Here is a 15018-nt window from a genome sequence, read left to right as displayed (position 1 = left end):
GTTCGTGCTATCCGTCCGAAACCGGTAATACCGAACCAGACCACTGCCAGGGGCTATGACCAGTCGACTCGTGCTCTGGGCCCTGCGTGCGCGCTGGGGCCTCTCGACGGTGGTGATGGCCTGCAACCTGGGCGGACTGGCGGTCATCGTCGTCGAACTGTGGTTGAGCGGATTTCTGGGCGCACTCGGTGACGAATGGCTCACCGCGCTGACTCAGACCGCCATCTACCCCATCCTCGGCGCTGTGGTCGGCGTCGTACTCGCGGTCCGCGACCGGGTGTACTACTTCGGCTGGATCGATCAGACCCGGCGGCCCACCAGGCCCGAGGCCGAGCGACTGCTGAAACTGCCGGTCGCGATCACCGTCCGGGCCCTGGCGATCTGGATTCCCGGCGTCATCATCGCCACCGCACTGTTCGCCCAGGTCGTGCCGACCCGGGCGCTGTGGGCCCTCGGCGCGATGTTCTTCCTCGGCGCGCTGGAATCGGCCGGTTTCACCTTCCTGGTCGTCGACCGGCTCATCCGGCCGACCATCCCGGTGATCGCGCGGGTTCTCGGAGGCACCTCGCACTGGAGCGCCACCGTACTCAACCGGCTGGTGATCTCCTGGGCGGTCGCCGGGGCCATGCCGCTGCTGATGCTGATCACCGTGTTGGGCGATCCGGTGGCCGACGCCACCGATCGGGTGCGGACCGCGCTGTACATGTCGCTGGTCGGCCTACTGGTCGGAGCGCTCACGACCGCCACGCTGGCGCGCTCGGTGGCCGCGCCGCTGCGCTCACTACAGCGCGCCCTGGACCGGATCGGGCGCGGTGAACTCTCCGCCCGGGTGCCGATCACCAGCGCCAGCGAGATCGGGCGGCTGGAACTGTCGGTGAACGAACTCGCGGAGAACCTGTCCGAACGTGAACGTATGCGCGATGTGTTCGGCCGGCACGTGGGCAACGAGGTCGCCGAGCGGGCACTGTCCGGCAAAGTCGACCTGACCGGGGACGTGCGGGTGGTGACCGCCCTGTTCGTGGATGTGACCGGATCGGTGGAGCTGTCCACCGAACTGGCGCCGCGGGAGTTCGTCGAGAAGCTCAATCGGCTACTGGCGGTGGTGGTGTCGGCGACCGAGGACAACGGCGGCCTGGTCAACAAGTTCGAGGGCGATGCGGCACTGTGCATCTTCGGTGCGCCGATCGCCCTCGGCGACAACGCGACTCCCGCACTGCGCGCGGCCCGGCGTATCCGCGACGAGGTCGCCCTCGGCGGCGAATTCGATATCGGCATCGGGGTGGCCCGCGGTTCGGTCTTCGCCGGCGACGTGGGCTCCGATACCCGGCTGGAATTCACCGTGATCGGCGATGCGGTCAACGAGGCATCACGCCTGACGACCGAGGCCAAGGAAGTCCCCCGCCGAATTCTGGCCAGCCAGGCCGTGATCGAGGCCGCCACCGAATCCGAACGCTCCCGCTGGGTCCTCTACGACAAGATCCAGCTGCGCGGACGCAAGGAGCCGACGGCGTGCTGGACCGACCGCAAGCCGGTCGGCCTGGTGGAGGCACCGGCGCCGGAAACATCCACCGAGGCCTGACCGGCGCCGCGGTGGGCGCCGATTCGCTCCCCGAGCGCCCGCCGATCACTCGATGTCAGCCACCGAGATGTCGGTCGCCGAACGGCTCTCGATCACCGACCAGCGCGGCCCGGACCCGGTCCGGATCCGAGACCGGCAGATCACAGACCGCGCCCCGGCAGATGTAGGCGGCCGGAGCGCCGTGGACGGGCGGGCGATCCGCGAGCAGCGGGGTCGAATCCCGCTCTCCCGCTACGACGACGGCGCCGCCGGGCGCGAATCGACGTGCGGCGCCCAGCAATTCGGCCGCCGCGTCGCGAGCCCCCGGCACCGAGATCGCGATCTGGATCGGTCCGGCCAGCGCGGCCTCGGCCACGCTGAGCCACTGCCCCGCGGAACGGGGAGCCCGCGCCAGCACCACCGCGCCCACATCCGATGTCGCGTCGGCGAGGCCGCGGTAGCGGGCGCCGCGCTCCGGATCGCTCAGTGCGGCGGCGGTCAGCAAGGTCTCCGCGAACGCCGAGGCGCCGGCGGGGGTGGCACCGTCGATCGGATCACGCGGGCGGGCGACCAGGGATTCGGCGTCCGCGGCGGTGTCGAACCAGCTCCCGGGAGCGTCCGGATCGTCGAAATATGTTGTCGCGGTGTCGATCAGGCGCTGCGCGTGCTCGAGCCACGACGGCTCACCGGTGGCCTGATGCAATGCCAGCAATCCGGTCGCGAACCAGGCGTAATCCTCGAGCACACCCGGAGCGGTCCCGGCGACACCGCCGAGTGAGGCGCGCATCAGGCGGCCGTCCACGACATGCCGGTCGAGCAGGAAATTCGCGCAGCGCCGCGCACCGGCCACCCACTCGGGCCGGTCGTATGCGGTACCGGCCTCCACCAGCGCGGTAATAGCGATGCCGTTCCAGGCGGTGACCACCTTGTCGTCGCGTTCGGGCTGCGGTCGGCGATCACGCGCGGCCCGCAACCGCTGCCGGATATCGTCGAAGCGCCCGGCGTCGCCGGGATCGCTGTAGCGGGTGAGCACGGACGTGCCGTGTTCGAAGGTGCCTTCGGCCGTCACCCCGAAAACCGTTGCGGCCCAGGAGCCGTCCTCGGGTCCGAGCGCGTCGGTCAGCTGCTCCGGAGTCCAGACGTAGGTCGCGCCCTCGATACCGGGCACACCCGGTTCCAGATGGGTGTCGGCATCGAACGCCGAGGCGAAACCGCCCTCGGCGGTCAGCAGATCGGTCAGCAGGAAGGCGGCGGTCTCCTCGGTGATCCGGTGCGGCAGCGACGACGTCGCGCCCGCACCGGCCTCGACGCGCGCCAGATGGGCGTACACCCGCAGCAACTGGGCATTGTCGTAGAGCATCTTCTCGAAATGCGGTACCACCCAGGCGGCGTCGACCGAGTAGCGCGCGAACCCACCGCCGAGCTGATCGTAGATACCGCCGCGGGCCATCGCGGCGCAGGTCTGCGAAACCACCTGCCGCACAGTGTGGTCACCGGTGCGCTCGTAGTGCCGCAGCAGGCCCTCGAGTAGCGCCGACGGCGGAAATTTGGGCGCACCACCGAATCCGGCGTAGCGCTGGTCCACATCCCGCAGGACCGTGGCCACCGCGTGCGCGAGCAGTTCGGGCGTGACACCGATCTCGGTGGCGGGCAACCCGGCCGTCTGTTCCCGCAGCGCCTGGGCCACCTGTCCGGCCGCCTGATCGACCTCCTCACGACGGGTGGTCCAGGTGTCGGTGACCGCGGTCAGCAGCTGGGTGAACGACGGCATGCCGCCGCGCGGTGTCTTCGGATAATAGGTCCCGCAGTAGAACGGCTCCCCGCCCGGCGTGAGAAAACAGGTCATGGGCCAGCCGCCCTGCCCGGTCATGGCGACCGTCGCGGACATGTACACGGCATCGATATCGGGCCGTTCCTCCCGGTCCACCTTCACACACACGAAATCGGCGTTCATCAGCTCGGCGGTGGCCGGGTCGGAGAACGATTCGTGTGCCATCACATGACACCAGTGGCAACTCGCGTATCCGACGGACAGCAGAATCGGCACATCCCGCGCCGCGGCCTCCGCCAGCGCGTCGGCGTCCCACTCCCGCCAATCGACCGGGTTGTCGGCATGCTGCCGCAGGTACGGGGAGGTCGCGCTGCCCAATCGGTTCATGACTTCACCCTCCCACACTCCCTGCTCGGCGATCGTGGCCCGGAGCCGCCCGGACCGGAACCCTCCACCGCGATAACGAACACCCGCACCGAAGCGTGTCGGCAGGGGTGTTCGCGCTCCCACATCCGGCGTCGGTGAGCACGTCACCGATCATCTTCATACCGAGTTCCAGCGCCTGTACCGCGTCCGCACCGTCGGAGTACCGGTCAACCGGCTCGTCCAGTCCCTCAATGAAAATGGGGTACTTGACTCTCACACGGTGTCAGGCGGTGGGCTGAGAGGCGTCATGTTCATTATCGGAGACTTCGCCCGGCACGGTCGCGTATCGGTCCGGATGCTGCGTCACTACGACGCGCGCGGGCTCTTGCGTCCAGCTCGAGTCGACCCGGCCACCGGCTACCGCTACTACAACGCCGACCAGCTGGCCCGTCTCAACCGCATCATCGCGCTCAAAGATCTGGGATTCACCCTCCAGCAGGTCGGCGAAATTCTGGACGAGAAGGTCACGACCTTCGAACTGCGTGCCATGCTGCGGCTGCGGCGAGCAGAACTGGAAGCTGCCATGCGAGCCACGTCGGCCAGGTTGGCGCAGGTGGAGGCGAGGCTCCGCTCGATCGAAAGCGAGGGGCAGATGCCCGACAACGATGTGGTATTGAAGAGTCTGCCGAGCGTGCGGGTTGCCGAATTAACCGGTGTGGCACCAGACTTCGACAGTATCGGTCCGGTCATCCAGCCGCTGTACGACGAGCTGTTCCGACGTCTCGGTGTCGCAGGCATCACTGCTTCAGGTCCCGGTATCGCCCACTACGAGGACGCCCCCGAAGGCGGGGTCCTCATCCACGCCGGTGTCGAGGTCCGCGCGCCGCTGATGGAAGAGGACGGATTGCGGATCGTGGAACTACCACCGATCGAACAGGCTGCGACCATTCTGCATCGCGGGTCGATGGACACCAGCCTGCCCAGCTTCCAAACCCTGGGCCGCTGGATCGATGCCAACGGCTACCGCTCCACCGGCCATCCCAGGGAGGCCAACCTAGAGTGTCCCGCGAACCGCGACGATTGGGTTACCGAGTTCCAGGAACCGGTCGTCAAAAACCAGCGCACCAACTGACTCGTGCCGATAGAGGGTCCGAGTCATCCCGGACCCGCACCCGGTGCCTGTCTGTTGAACGCGGTTTTCCGCAGGGGACTTCGGGGGTTTGCCGCATGGCCGCGGGTTCGGCCCGGCCGTAGTTTCGGCCGGTGCGAGTGCTTCGAAGAGTGTTGATAGTTGTGTTGTCGGTGGTGGTGGGTCTCCCGGTGGCAGCGGCGCTGCTACTGGTGGGCCATCGGGAAGCGGTGATCGGTTTCATCGTGGATCGAAGTGCCGGTAGGCCGGTGACGGCGGCGGCGCTGCAGGTATCGGACCGGCACGGGACGCAGATCTGGCAGGCGGGCGAGGTGGTAGCCCCGCGGACACATTTCCGGATCGGGAGCGTGACGAAGACGTTCGTCGCGACGGTGGTACTGCAACTGGCCGAACAGGGAATCCTCGACCTGGATGCTCCCATCGATCGCGTTCTGCCCGATGTTGTCCCCGGTGGCCGATCCATCACCGCAGGTCAGCTACTCAACCACACCAGTGGTCTGTATGACTACATGAAAGAACCTGGCATGTCGACCAACCGGTGGCGCGGCGAGGATCGCTTCCGGCACCACGCGCCGGCGGAATTGCTGGCCGCAGCGTTCTCACATCCTCCGTATTTCGCGCCTGGAACCGGCTTCCGGTACTCCAACACCAACTACATCGTGCTCGGCGCGCTGATCGAGAAGGTCACGGGTATGCCGTATGGGGATACCATCCGTCATCGCATACTCGATCCATTGGGCCTGCGCGACACGTCACTACCCGGTGACGACCCGACGATCGGCGCCCCCGCGGTAGCAGCACGATCCACATCCGGTTCGGGAGCCACCGTCGACGTCGCGGAGCAGAATCCTTCGCTGGATTGGGCTGCGGGCGAGATGATTTCCACGACAAAGGATTTGAGCACGTACTTTGGCGCGCTCATGAGCGGTCGCCTCCTGTCGGCGGCGATGCTGGAACGGATGCAGCAGACGGTTCCGATGGGAATGGGCTTTCACTACGGCTTGGGCATCCAACGATTCGACCTGCCGTGCGGGGTGCGGCTGTGGGGACACGGTGGTGAGTTGCTGGGCTATCTCACCTATGTGTTCGTCGGGCCGGACGACCGGGTCATGACCATGCTGCTGGCATCGGCGCCGGGTGACAGTTTCGTGGAGTTCGCCGCGGCCGCGGCGGCGGTGTTCTGCCTGCGGTAGGGTGCGGAAATCCACAGGTCGTCGTCCGGAAACCCCCACTGTTCTGCGGACATTCGGCTTCTAACGTGGCGATCATGAACAATGTGACAGCCGTTTACGCCGCCGAGTCCGGCGGTGTCGCGGGGTGGGCTACGACGATCATGCACGCTCTCGGAGGACCGGGCGCGGCGGTGGCCAATGCCGTCGACAGCGTGTTTCCGGCTATTCCAAGCGAAGTCATTCTTCCGCTGGCCGGTTTCGCGGCCGCGCGTGGCGAAATGTCGTTGGCCGGCGCGCTGGTGTGGACCACCATCGGTTCGGTGACCGGTGCGATGGTGCTGTATCTGCTCGGCCTGCTGGTCGGAAGGGAGCGCCTGTACGCCGTCGTGGCGCGGCTACCGCTCATACGGACCGAAGACCTCGAGCGCAGCGAACAATGGTTCGCCCGGCACGGCCGCAAGGCGGTGCTGATCGGCCGGATGGTGCCGGTGGTGCGGTGTTTGGTCTCGCTGCCCGCTGGTGTCGAGCGGATGCCGGTCGGCTGGTTCATCGCGCTCACTGCCGCGGGCAGCGCGATCTGGAACACCTTGTTCGTGCTGGCCGGGTATCACCTGGGCGAAAATTGGGAACTGATCCGCGACTATGCGGCGCGGTACCAACTGGCCATCGGAGTCGCAGCGGGTGTGGCAGTGATCTTCTGGTTGGTTCGCCGTGTACGCGCTGGGTCTAGCCTGGGTTCGTGATCGTGATCGGTGACCTCTCGCTGCCGCGCCGAGCATGCTATCCCGTGGTCGGCGCGGTCCTCGGGACCTGCACGGCGCTGTGCGGCCTCGCGGCGCTCGCGCGCGGGGATGTCCTCGGCCTGCGCCGTCACGCCCGTCGGGAAAGGCATCGACTCGTGCGCTGGTTCCACGCCACCGCCGTGGCCGAGCTACCCGACCGCGACCCCGCCGGTTACGTGCTACTGCGCGCGCTGCACGCTGTCGCGGGCGGTGTCGTGCTGATCGCGGCAGGCGCCGCTGCGCTGGGATATTTCGGGTGGGCGCTGGAACTCACACTGGTGCACCGCATTCCACTGATGACCAGTGCGGTTTCACTGGCCGTGGGAGCCGTCGGCATATACCTGTGCCGCCAGTTCGCCCTCGCGCTCGGCCATGGTGACGCGGTCACGGCGATGCGGTATCTGGGCGACGATGGCACTCAAAGCCGGTTGCGGGAACTCGAACGCACGCGGGCTGGTGTCATAGGCGCCGTCGACGACGAGCGCCGCCGCATCGAACGCACCCTCCACGACGGGGTGCAGCAGCGAACCGTCACGCTCGCACTGCAGCTGGGCCGCGTGCGCCGAGTCCTGCAGCGGCAGAACGCAACCGATCTGGCCGGCGAACTCGACCACGCAGTCGACGAGGCGACCCGGTTGATCGCCGACCTGCGCGAAGTGGCGTGGCGGATCTACCCCTCGGTCCTCGACGAGCGCGGTCTCGAGGCGGCACTGCGGGACTTGCCCGCGCACACCACCATGCGACTGTGGCTGGACCTGCATATCGATCGCGAACCGCCGACCCCGATCGCGGCGGCGGCGTATTTCGTGGTCGCCGAGGCAGTCACCAACGCCACGAAACACTCAGGCGCGGAGGAGATCTCGGTGTCGGTCACCCAGCTGCCGGACCGGGTTGTGACCGTAGTCCGAGACGAAGGTATCGGCGGGGCCGACCCCGAGGGCGGCGGCCTGACCGGGCTGCGGCGCCGGGTGGCCGCACTCGACGGCGTATTCGAAGTGCACAGCCCCGCCGGCGGCCCCACGACTGTTACGGCGGAGCTACCGTGCGCATCGTGATCGCCGAGGATTCGGCACTTTTGCGCGAGGGTCTGCTGCGCTTGCTCACCGACGAAGGCCACGACGTTACCGCGGTCGGCACGGCAGTCGAACTCGTTCACGAAACCGACCGCGCCACACCCGATCTCGTCATCGCCGACGTCCGCATGCCGCCGACGCATTCCACCGAGGGAATCGACGCGGCACGAGCGCTGAAAGCGCGGTACCCGGACCTCGGCGTACTCGTACTGTCGCAATACGTCGAACAACACAACGCGATCGAACTGCTCACCTCCGGTGTCGGCGGAGTCGGGTATCTCCTCAAGGACCGCGTCGCCAACGTCGACGCATTCCTCGCCGATATCGAACGAATCGCCCTCGGCGGTACAGCATTCGACCCCGATGTCGTCCGGCAACTATTCGCGCAACAACGCCGCGCCGACCCGCTGGCGGCCCTGTCCCCCCGCGAATCGGACGTACTCCAACTCTTGGCCCAAGGCCTCACCAACACCGGTATCGCCGCCCGGCTGTCCCTGTCCACCAGTGCGGTCGAGAAACACATCAACTCCCTCTTCGCCAAGCTGCACCTCGCCAAAGACCCCGCCCACAGCCAACGTGTCCGGGCGATCCTGATCTACTTGGAACAACGAACCACCACCGGTTTCCCAGGGGAATAACGTGATCGCCACCGGACTTCCCGAAATCGGCCAGCTTGCCCCCATACCATCCGCATCCCGAACGGGCGGACATCGCACCGATTCCGTTACCGTAGGAACCGGCAGAACGGGTATCCAGTATCCATGGACGACACAGCGCGCAGACAGTCGGTGCGGCGGCCCTGGTACGCGGATCTGGAAGAGGCCGAACGCCGTGGCGCACATGGCAATGCCGGGCTCGGATATTTCGATTGCGATTGCGATATCTGCCATCGGCGGTTCCGGCCCGCAGCAGTCTGAGATCGAACGCCCGGTATGGCCTCTGCGGCAACCGAATCCGCCGGCGCCGCCGTGAACGATGCTGCCGAAGTGGCCGATTCGAGCGAGCGGATCAGGGCAGTGATCCGAACAGACGTGCCCCGAGCCGATTCGCATCGGCGCAGGAATCACCCACATCGGTCTGGACCCGGGTGTTGCGCACGGTGAATCCGATGCTTCCGAATGTGGCCGGTGTGCCGATCATGCAGCCCAGATTGTGGGTGTCCTGGACCGATCGGTAGATTACGACCTGCCTGCCGCGGAATTCGGTCCGCCGCAGATCCTTGTAGGTCCCGGGTGCGAGCAGATCGTCGATCGTGCGCTCGGATGAGCCGATCACCAGCTCGAAAGACCCATCGGCGGCATACCACTGGCACATCCGATGGGCCGGATTCGTGGGGTCGGATATCCGTGCCAGAGTAATGGTGTTCAATCCGGCCGCGGCGATATCCGCATCGGGGAGTGAGCATGGGTCCCAAGTCGTCTCGGCCGCGACGTCGCCGGCAGCGGCGGCCGGGGACGTGGTGACCGGGTTTGCCGGGGCAGGCGATGTCGTGACCGAGGTGATTCCAGGGGCGGGCGGGTCCGCTGTCAGCTGCGTGGTCGGGGGACCGGCCGATTCACCATCGCCACGGACCGTCGTCGGGAACGCCGCGGCGCTGGCTGCCATCGCGGTGGTGGCACCGGCCGGATGGGCCGAAGTACCTCCGGAAGTGGCCGATGTACTCGCGGGAGCTGAGCTACAGCCGGCGAGCACCAGTGCCGCGCCGCACACCACGGCCGCGACGCGCAGCCCGGCAACCATCGTGGTCATGGTCTGAATTCCTTTGCTGTCGGGATGTTTCGGAACAGTGGCCCGCGCTCCGGCCCGCGCTCCGGCTCGCGCCGGCGCAAGCCATGACTGGCCCGGTCCAACCTCCCCGGCAGTTCGGAACGGTGGATCATGATCACAAGCTTGACCGACTCGCGGCAAGCACCCTATTCCCAAATATGGTGCGCACCAGGGAATTCACCCCGTGACGAGATGTGGACCTCGCCGGGTCGAGCGCTGTGCGACGGCCTCGTCGACCGCGATCGGGACCGTCTCTCAGGCCCCGATAGCGCCGGCCAGCACCGGCCACGAATCGTGCAGATCCGCCTCGAACAGTCCCCAGGTGTGCGAGCCTTCGGGCCGATCGACGTAGGTCGCACCGATGCCGAGCTGTCCGAGCCGCCCGGCGAAGGCGCCCGTGCACAGGCTCGCCAGCGCCTCGACCGGCGGGAACGGCAATCCGCGATCGATCCCGCCCGGGATACCCGAGGCCGCGGACAGGTAGATGCCCTTACCCGCGAGCACCCCGGCTCGCGCGAACGCGTCGTGCGCCGGCCAGGCGCCGCCACCGGGCAGGCCCCACATGTTGCCCGGATTCCCGCCGCCGCGAATCACCTGCGCGCTCACCATCGCGATACCGGTGGGGTCGTTGGACCACGGGCATCCGCTGTAGGAGGCGACCGCGTCGTAGCGCTGCGGAGCCTGGATGGCGAGATCCACCGCCGAGGCGGCGCTCATCGATACCCCCGCGATGGCGTTGCGCCCGGTCGTGCCCAGCTGGGCGTCGATCACACCGGGCAATTCCTGGGTGAGGTAGGTCTGCCAGCGATTGCGACCCATGGCCGGATCGTCGCCGGCCCAATCGGTGTACATGCTGTAGGCGCCACCGACCGGCATCACGACATTGACGTGCTTATCGGCGAAGAAGGCGCGCACATCGGTGTCGTCCCACCACGAGATGTTGTCCACGCCGCCGCCGATTCCGGTGAGCAGATACAGCGTGGGCGCCGGGCCGCCACCCGCGGCGCGGATCACTCGATTGGTGATCACCCGATCCATCGAGGGCGAATACACATCCATCTGGACCGCCGCCGGGCCCAGGGGCTGCTCCCCCACGACATTCGCCGCCGGTCCCGCGTCGGCGGGGGTGGCCGCCGTCATCGAGAGGACACCGCCGAGGACGATCGTGGTCAGTACCGCGAAAAGATGCTTCGTAGACGTCACGAACGAATGATTACCCAGGCGTCGGCCCGCGTACCGGAAGCGAGTGGGTCGCGGTAGATAACGGATCGGTCAGGATTTGTCGCCCGGTGATCCGGACGTATCGGATCCACCGTCTCCTCGCCCCGCGCCGTTGGCCGCGCCGTGCGGCTTCTTTCCCGCATCGTCGGCATCCGATTCGGGCTCCTGAACGGTGACGCCGTGTTCGGTGCCTTCGTCGGCTTCCTGGTCCGGTTCGGGATGCTCCCGCGAGAAGTCGGCGGGCAATCGCTTGATGTGCTTGTTCATCGAACGGATCAACAGCACGGTGCCGGCGAGCAGCACCAGAATGATCACCAGACCCAGCGGGGAGGCCTTACCGAACTCCGGACCGGTCGGGTTGGTGGTGGTGTTCTGCGCCAGCAGCGCTGCCCGGGCGAGAAACGTCGACGTCATCATCGAACCGTGCCCTCGGAGTCGTCGATACCGGCGAACAGGTCGATCTCCGGTATCGCGGTGCGCACCCGCGTCTTGGCCAATTCGAACTCCTCCGTCGGCCACAGGCGCTGCTGCATCTCCAGCGGAATCGCGAAGAACATGCCGTTGGGATCGATCTGGGTGGCGTGTGCGCGCAGCGCCTCGTCACGCTGCGGGAAGTATTTGCCGCACTCGATCTGGGTGGTCACCCGCGACATCACATCGCCGTGTTCGGCGGCGGCCTTGCGGATGCGCTCCATCCAGTCGCGCATCGGGAACGGTTCGCCGATCCGGTCGTACTCGTCGGCGAAGGTCTCCAGCCGCTGCAGGCTGAAGCCGTGGTTGTAGTACAGCTTCAGCGGCGTCCACGGCTCACCGGCGTCGGGGAACCGCGCCGGATCACCGGCCGCCTCGAAGGCAGCCATGGACACCTTGTGGCACATGATGTGATCGGGATGCGGATAGCCACCGTTCTCGTCGTAGGTGGTCATCACGTGCGGCTTGAACTCACGCACGACCCGCACCAGGGCCTCGGTGGCCTCTTCCAGGGGCACCAGCGCGAAGCTGCCGTCCGGCACCGGCGGTAGCGGGTCTCCTTCGGGCAGACCGGAATCCACGAATCCGAGCCATTGGTGCCGCACGCCGAGGGCCTTGGCGGCGGCGGCCATCTCCTCGCGCCGGACGTCCTCGATCCGGTCGAGAATGCCGGGTACGTCCATCGCGGGATTGAGGATGGATCCCCGCTCCCCGCCGGTCAGACTCACGACCAGGACGTCGTCACCTTCCGCGGCGTATTTCGCGGTGGTGGCGGCACCCTTACTCGACTCGTCGTCGGGGTGGGCGTGGACCGCCATGAGGCGCAGCGGCCGATCGAAGCTGCCGCTCACTTCTCGTTCACCTCGTTGCTCACCGTTTCACCTCATAGCCCTCCGCCGTACCGAGCGGCACGCGGGTGTCCGAACTGCATTCCCTATAGTTCCATCCGACGGTCTTTTGTTCCGACCTACCCCCTGATCGACCACGGGAGCAACCACATCATGAGCGAGGCGGCACCGCAGTCCGACCGGACCGATCCGGACGGGCGCACCGCCGACGCCGCACCCGGTTCGTCGGATGCCACGACCGATCGGGTGTCGGATCGTTACGGCTCCCGGCCGCCGCGCAACCGCCGTTGGATTCCGATCGCGCTCGGCATCGTCGTGGTGATACTCGGCGTGATCGTCGCCTATGTGGGGTATCGGCAGTACGGACCCAAGGATATCCAGCCCGACCAACTCGGCTACGACGTCATCGACGATTCCACGCTCACGGTGCATTTCAAGGTGACCCGCAGCCATCCCGAGCAGCCCGTGGTGTGCCTGGTCCGGGGCATGGATACCGAGGGCAGCGAGATCGGCCGCCGCGAGGTGCTGGTGCCGGGCTCGGGCAGCGGTACCGTCGAATTGACCACGACGGTGCGCACGACCGCACGGCCCGCCAACGGCAATATCTACGGTTGTAGCGATCAGGTGCCGCCCTATCTGAAGGCGGGCTGACGCCGCCCATAATCAAGGCTTCTACCTGCACATATCCAATTCGTGCTAGAATGGCGCGAACACGGTTCCGAACGCTCGGAGCCGTGTTTGCTGCATTGACGGCCAGCGCTGCCGGGTCCCGGGCACACAATGCCCGCGACACCGTCGGGGTTCGAGGAACATCCCCCCGGATCGCTCTAGCCGTCGACTGTCGCTGTGCGCGGACAACGTGCTCGCACATGTGCGACGGGTATTACGGACCCCGGCGCGCCGGGAACAACTACTAGGGAGTGATCGAGATGACTGAGACGCAAGTGACCTGGCTCACACCGGAGTCGCATGAGAGGCTCAAGGGCGAACTCGACGCGCTCATTGCCAACCGTCCGGTCATCGCGGCCGAGATCAACGAACGCCGCGAAGAAGGCGACCTCAAGGAGAACGGCGGTTACCACGCCGCCCGCGAGGAGCAGGGCCAGCAGGAGGCCCGCATCCGGCAGCTCCAGGAACTGCTGAACAACGCCAAGGTTGGCGTCGCGCCGACGAAGTCGGGCGTCGCGCTGCCCGGCTCGGTGGTCAAGGTGTACTACGACGGCGACGAGACCGACACCGAGACCTTCCTGATCGCGACCCGCGAAGAAGGTCTGGGCGGATCCGATCTGGAGACCTACTCGCCCAGTTCGCCGCTCGGTGGCGCGCTGATCGACGCCAAGGTCGGCGAGACCCGCGAATACCGCCTGCCCAACGGCAACATGATGAAGGTGACCCTGGTCAGCGCGGAGCCGTACCACAGCTGATCAGGAGCGATTCCGATGGACGCGTCCAGCAGCGGCTCCCCCGGTGGATACGGCGATCATCCCGATCCGGTCGGTGACGCTGCGCTGGGCTCGCTGCGCACACTCCTCGGAAGACTCGGCCGGGTGGGCAGCAGCCCGGCCGAGCGCCTGAGATAGTCCGCGCGACGACGAATGGCCGTACCGATTCGATACGGCCATTCGTCGTCGCGAGACCGGTTATCCCAGTGCGCGCTCGACGTCGGCGAGCAGATCACTGATGTCCTCGATGCCGACCGACAGCCGCACCAGATCGGCGGGCACCTCGAGTTCGGAACCCTCGGTCGAGGCATGGGTCATCGCGCCGGGATGCTCGATCAGCGATTCCACACCGCCGAGCGATTCGGCGAGAGTGAAGATCTTCGTCCGCGCGCAGAAGTCGAGCGCCGCCTGGCGGCCGCCGTGCAGCCGCACCGAGATCATGCCGCCGAAGCGACGCATCTGCTTCTGCGCCACCGGATTTCCGGGATGTTCGGGCATTCCCGGATAGATGACCTGCGCGATCGCCGAGTGATCGGCGAGGAATCCGGCCAGGGTCTCGGCGTTGTCGCAGTGCCGATCCATCCGCAGCGCAAGGGTTTTGATGCCGCGCAGGGTGAGGAAGGCATCGGTGGGGCCGGGTACCGCGCCGGCGCCGTTCTGCAGGAAGGCGAAGGCCGCATCGAGTTCGGCGTCGTTCGTGACGAGTACGCCGCCGACCACATCGGAATGGCCGCCCAGGTATTTGGTGGTCGAGTGCAGCACGATATCGGCGCCCAGCAGTAGCGGCTGCTGCAGGTACGGGGAGGCGAAGGTGTTGTCCACCACCAGTTTCGCGCCGCCGCCGTGCGCGATGTCGGCGAGGGTGGCGATATCGCCGATATTGAGCAGCGGATTGGTGGGCGTCTCCAGCCACACCAGTTTGGTGTTGGGCCGCAACGCGTCTCGCACGGCGTCGGGGTCCGAGATCGGCGCCACGGAGTATTCGATGCCCCACTGGGTGAACACCTTGTCGATCAACCGGAAGGTGCCGCCGTAGGCGTCGTTCGGAATCACCAGATGATCGCCCGGGCGCAGGTTCGCGCGCAGCACACAGTCGGTGGCCGCCATCCCCGAGGAGAAGGCCCGCCCGTACCGTCCCGATTCCAGCGCGGCCAGATTGGCCTCGAGCGCGGTACGGGTCGGGTTACCGGTGCGGGCGTACTCGTAGCCGCCACGCATCCCGCCCACGCCGTCCTGGGCGAAGGTCGAACTCGCGTAGATCGGCACGTTCACCGCACCGGTCTGCGGATCGGGATCGTATCCGGCGTGCACGGCTCGTGTGGAGAACCCCAGCTGATCGTCGGTCATGCCGACCAGCCTAGAACTGCGATGTCTGCCCCCGGGACGCGGGAACCCCG

Annotated in this window: 16 protein-coding genes; 10 read left to right on the top strand and 6 right to left on the bottom strand. The window is 66.9% G+C overall.

All coding sequences use genetic code 11. From position 1 onward, the window contains the following. The first annotated feature begins 55 nt into the window (after positions 1–55). Positions 56–1579, top strand: coding sequence for an adenylate/guanylate cyclase domain-containing protein (locus tag LKD76_RS06430; RefSeq protein ID WP_227980040.1), 1524 nt, complete (start codon positions 56–58; stop codon positions 1577–1579). Between the two features lie 55 nt (positions 1580–1634). Here LKD76_RS06430 and LKD76_RS06425 read toward each other — a convergent pair whose 3' ends face one another. Beyond that, positions 1635–3716 (bottom strand): thioredoxin domain-containing protein, encoded by a 2082-nt coding sequence (locus tag LKD76_RS06425; protein ID WP_227980039.1) that lies wholly within the window; start codon positions 3714–3716, stop codon positions 1635–1637. A 286-nt stretch (positions 3717–4002) separates the two neighbouring features. Between LKD76_RS06425 and LKD76_RS06420 the strand changes: the two genes are divergently transcribed. The 6 genes from LKD76_RS06420 to LKD76_RS06395 all read left to right on the top strand — a co-directional run bounded on the left by LKD76_RS06420 (position 4003) and on the right by LKD76_RS06395 (position 8789). Continuing rightward, positions 4003–4827, top strand: a complete 825-nt coding sequence (locus LKD76_RS06420; protein WP_227980038.1) for a MerR family transcriptional regulator — start codon at positions 4003–4005, stop codon at positions 4825–4827. Between the two features lie 170 nt (positions 4828–4997). After that, complete coding sequence (locus LKD76_RS06415) at positions 4998–6038, top strand: serine hydrolase domain-containing protein (RefSeq protein WP_227980037.1); 1041 nt, start codon at positions 4998–5000, stop codon at positions 6036–6038. A 74-nt stretch (positions 6039–6112) separates the two neighbouring features. Further along, positions 6113–6760, top strand: coding sequence for a DedA family protein (locus tag LKD76_RS06410; RefSeq protein WP_227980036.1), 648 nt, complete (start codon positions 6113–6115; stop codon positions 6758–6760). Next, positions 6757–7854: a sensor histidine kinase gene (locus LKD76_RS06405; RefSeq protein WP_227980035.1), complete on the top strand. Its 1098-nt coding sequence runs from the start codon at positions 6757–6759 to the stop codon at positions 7852–7854. The genes LKD76_RS06410 and LKD76_RS06405 overlap by 4 nt, the downstream gene beginning before the upstream one ends. Further along, positions 7842–8510 carry a response regulator transcription factor gene (locus LKD76_RS06400; RefSeq protein ID WP_227980034.1) on the top strand — a complete coding sequence of 223 codons (669 nt, stop codon included), beginning with the start codon at positions 7842–7844 and terminating at the stop codon, positions 8508–8510. The genes LKD76_RS06405 and LKD76_RS06400 overlap by 13 nt, the downstream gene beginning before the upstream one ends. A gap of 123 nt (positions 8511–8633) precedes the next feature. Next, positions 8634–8789 (top strand): hypothetical protein, encoded by a 156-nt coding sequence (locus LKD76_RS06395; protein WP_227980033.1) that lies wholly within the window; start codon positions 8634–8636, stop codon positions 8787–8789. Positions 8790–8880: 91 nt separating this feature from the next. Here the strand turns inward: LKD76_RS06395 and LKD76_RS06390 are convergent, their stop codons facing one another. The 4 genes from LKD76_RS06390 to mca form a co-directional block, all read right to left on the bottom strand. Further along, a complete protein-coding gene (locus LKD76_RS06390) occupies positions 8881–9621 on the bottom strand; it encodes a DUF3558 family protein (RefSeq protein WP_227980032.1) in 741 nt (246 codons plus the stop codon). Between the two features lie 273 nt (positions 9622–9894). Next, positions 9895–10842: an alpha/beta hydrolase gene (locus LKD76_RS06385; protein ID WP_227980031.1), complete on the bottom strand. Its 948-nt coding sequence runs from the start codon at positions 10840–10842 to the stop codon at positions 9895–9897. Between the two features lie 69 nt (positions 10843–10911). Further along, positions 10912–11277 (bottom strand): hypothetical protein, encoded by a 366-nt coding sequence (locus LKD76_RS06380; protein ID WP_372465753.1) that lies wholly within the window; start codon positions 11275–11277, stop codon positions 10912–10914. Further along, on the bottom strand, positions 11274–12149 hold the full coding sequence (gene mca, locus LKD76_RS06375) for a mycothiol conjugate amidase Mca (protein ID WP_227985116.1): 876 nt from the start codon (positions 12147–12149) through the stop codon (positions 11274–11276). The genes LKD76_RS06380 and mca overlap by 4 nt, the downstream gene beginning before the upstream one ends. 183 nt (positions 12150–12332) lie before the next feature. Here mca and LKD76_RS06370 point away from each other — a divergent pair, with 183 nt between their 5' ends. From LKD76_RS06370 to LKD76_RS06360, 3 genes are all read left to right on the top strand, one after another. Further along, positions 12333–12830: a DUF4307 domain-containing protein gene (locus LKD76_RS06370; protein ID WP_227980029.1), complete on the top strand. Its 498-nt coding sequence runs from the start codon at positions 12333–12335 to the stop codon at positions 12828–12830. A 278-nt stretch (positions 12831–13108) separates the two neighbouring features. Further along, positions 13109–13603 carry a transcription elongation factor GreA gene (greA, locus tag LKD76_RS06365; protein ID WP_227980028.1) on the top strand — a complete coding sequence of 165 codons (495 nt, stop codon included), beginning with the start codon at positions 13109–13111 and terminating at the stop codon, positions 13601–13603. A 15-nt stretch (positions 13604–13618) separates the two neighbouring features. Further along, complete coding sequence (locus tag LKD76_RS06360; RefSeq protein WP_227980027.1) at positions 13619–13759, top strand: hypothetical protein; 141 nt, start codon at positions 13619–13621, stop codon at positions 13757–13759. A 60-nt stretch (positions 13760–13819) separates the two neighbouring features. Here the strand turns inward: LKD76_RS06360 and LKD76_RS06355 are convergent, their stop codons facing one another. After that, positions 13820–14968 carry a cystathionine gamma-synthase gene (locus LKD76_RS06355; protein ID WP_227980026.1) on the bottom strand — a complete coding sequence of 383 codons (1149 nt, stop codon included), beginning with the start codon at positions 14966–14968 and terminating at the stop codon, positions 13820–13822. Between the last annotated feature and the right edge of the window lie 50 nt (positions 14969–15018).

It is taken from the genome of Nocardia spumae, from assembly GCF_020733635.1.
Lineage (GTDB): Bacteria > Actinomycetota > Actinomycetes > Mycobacteriales > Mycobacteriaceae > Nocardia > Nocardia spumae.
The sequence above is the reverse complement of the archived record's forward strand: the minus strand, read 5'-3'. Positions and strand labels throughout refer to the sequence as shown.

What these genes read in the sequence shown, in the direction of transcription:
- mca (WP_227985116.1), bottom strand. Translation starts at nt 12,149, where the DNA reads ATGGCGGTCCACGCCCACCCCGACGACGAGTCGAGTAAGGGTGCCGCC.
- LKD76_RS06380 (WP_372465753.1), bottom strand. Translation starts at nt 11,277, where the DNA reads ATGATGACGTCGACGTTTCTCGCCCGGGCAGCGCTGCTGGCGCAGAAC.
- greA (WP_227980028.1), top strand. Translation starts at nt 13,109, where the DNA reads ATGACTGAGACGCAAGTGACCTGGCTCACACCGGAGTCGCATGAGAGG.
- LKD76_RS06430 (WP_227980040.1), top strand. Translation starts at nt 56, where the DNA reads ATGACCAGTCGACTCGTGCTCTGGGCCCTGCGTGCGCGCTGGGGCCTC.
- LKD76_RS06355 (WP_227980026.1), bottom strand. Translation starts at nt 14,968, where the DNA reads ATGACCGACGATCAGCTGGGGTTCTCCACACGAGCCGTGCACGCCGGA.
- LKD76_RS06390 (WP_227980032.1), bottom strand. Translation starts at nt 9,621, where the DNA reads ATGACCACGATGGTTGCCGGGCTGCGCGTCGCGGCCGTGGTGTGCGGC.
- LKD76_RS06420 (WP_227980038.1), top strand. Translation starts at nt 4,003, where the DNA reads ATGTTCATTATCGGAGACTTCGCCCGGCACGGTCGCGTATCGGTCCGG.
- LKD76_RS06395 (WP_227980033.1), top strand. Translation starts at nt 8,634, where the DNA reads ATGGACGACACAGCGCGCAGACAGTCGGTGCGGCGGCCCTGGTACGCG.
- LKD76_RS06410 (WP_227980036.1), top strand. Translation starts at nt 6,113, where the DNA reads ATGAACAATGTGACAGCCGTTTACGCCGCCGAGTCCGGCGGTGTCGCG.
- LKD76_RS06360 (WP_227980027.1), top strand. Translation starts at nt 13,619, where the DNA reads ATGGACGCGTCCAGCAGCGGCTCCCCCGGTGGATACGGCGATCATCCC.
- LKD76_RS06425 (WP_227980039.1), bottom strand. Translation starts at nt 3,716, where the DNA reads ATGAACCGATTGGGCAGCGCGACCTCCCCGTACCTGCGGCAGCATGCC.
- LKD76_RS06370 (WP_227980029.1), top strand. Translation starts at nt 12,333, where the DNA reads ATGAGCGAGGCGGCACCGCAGTCCGACCGGACCGATCCGGACGGGCGC.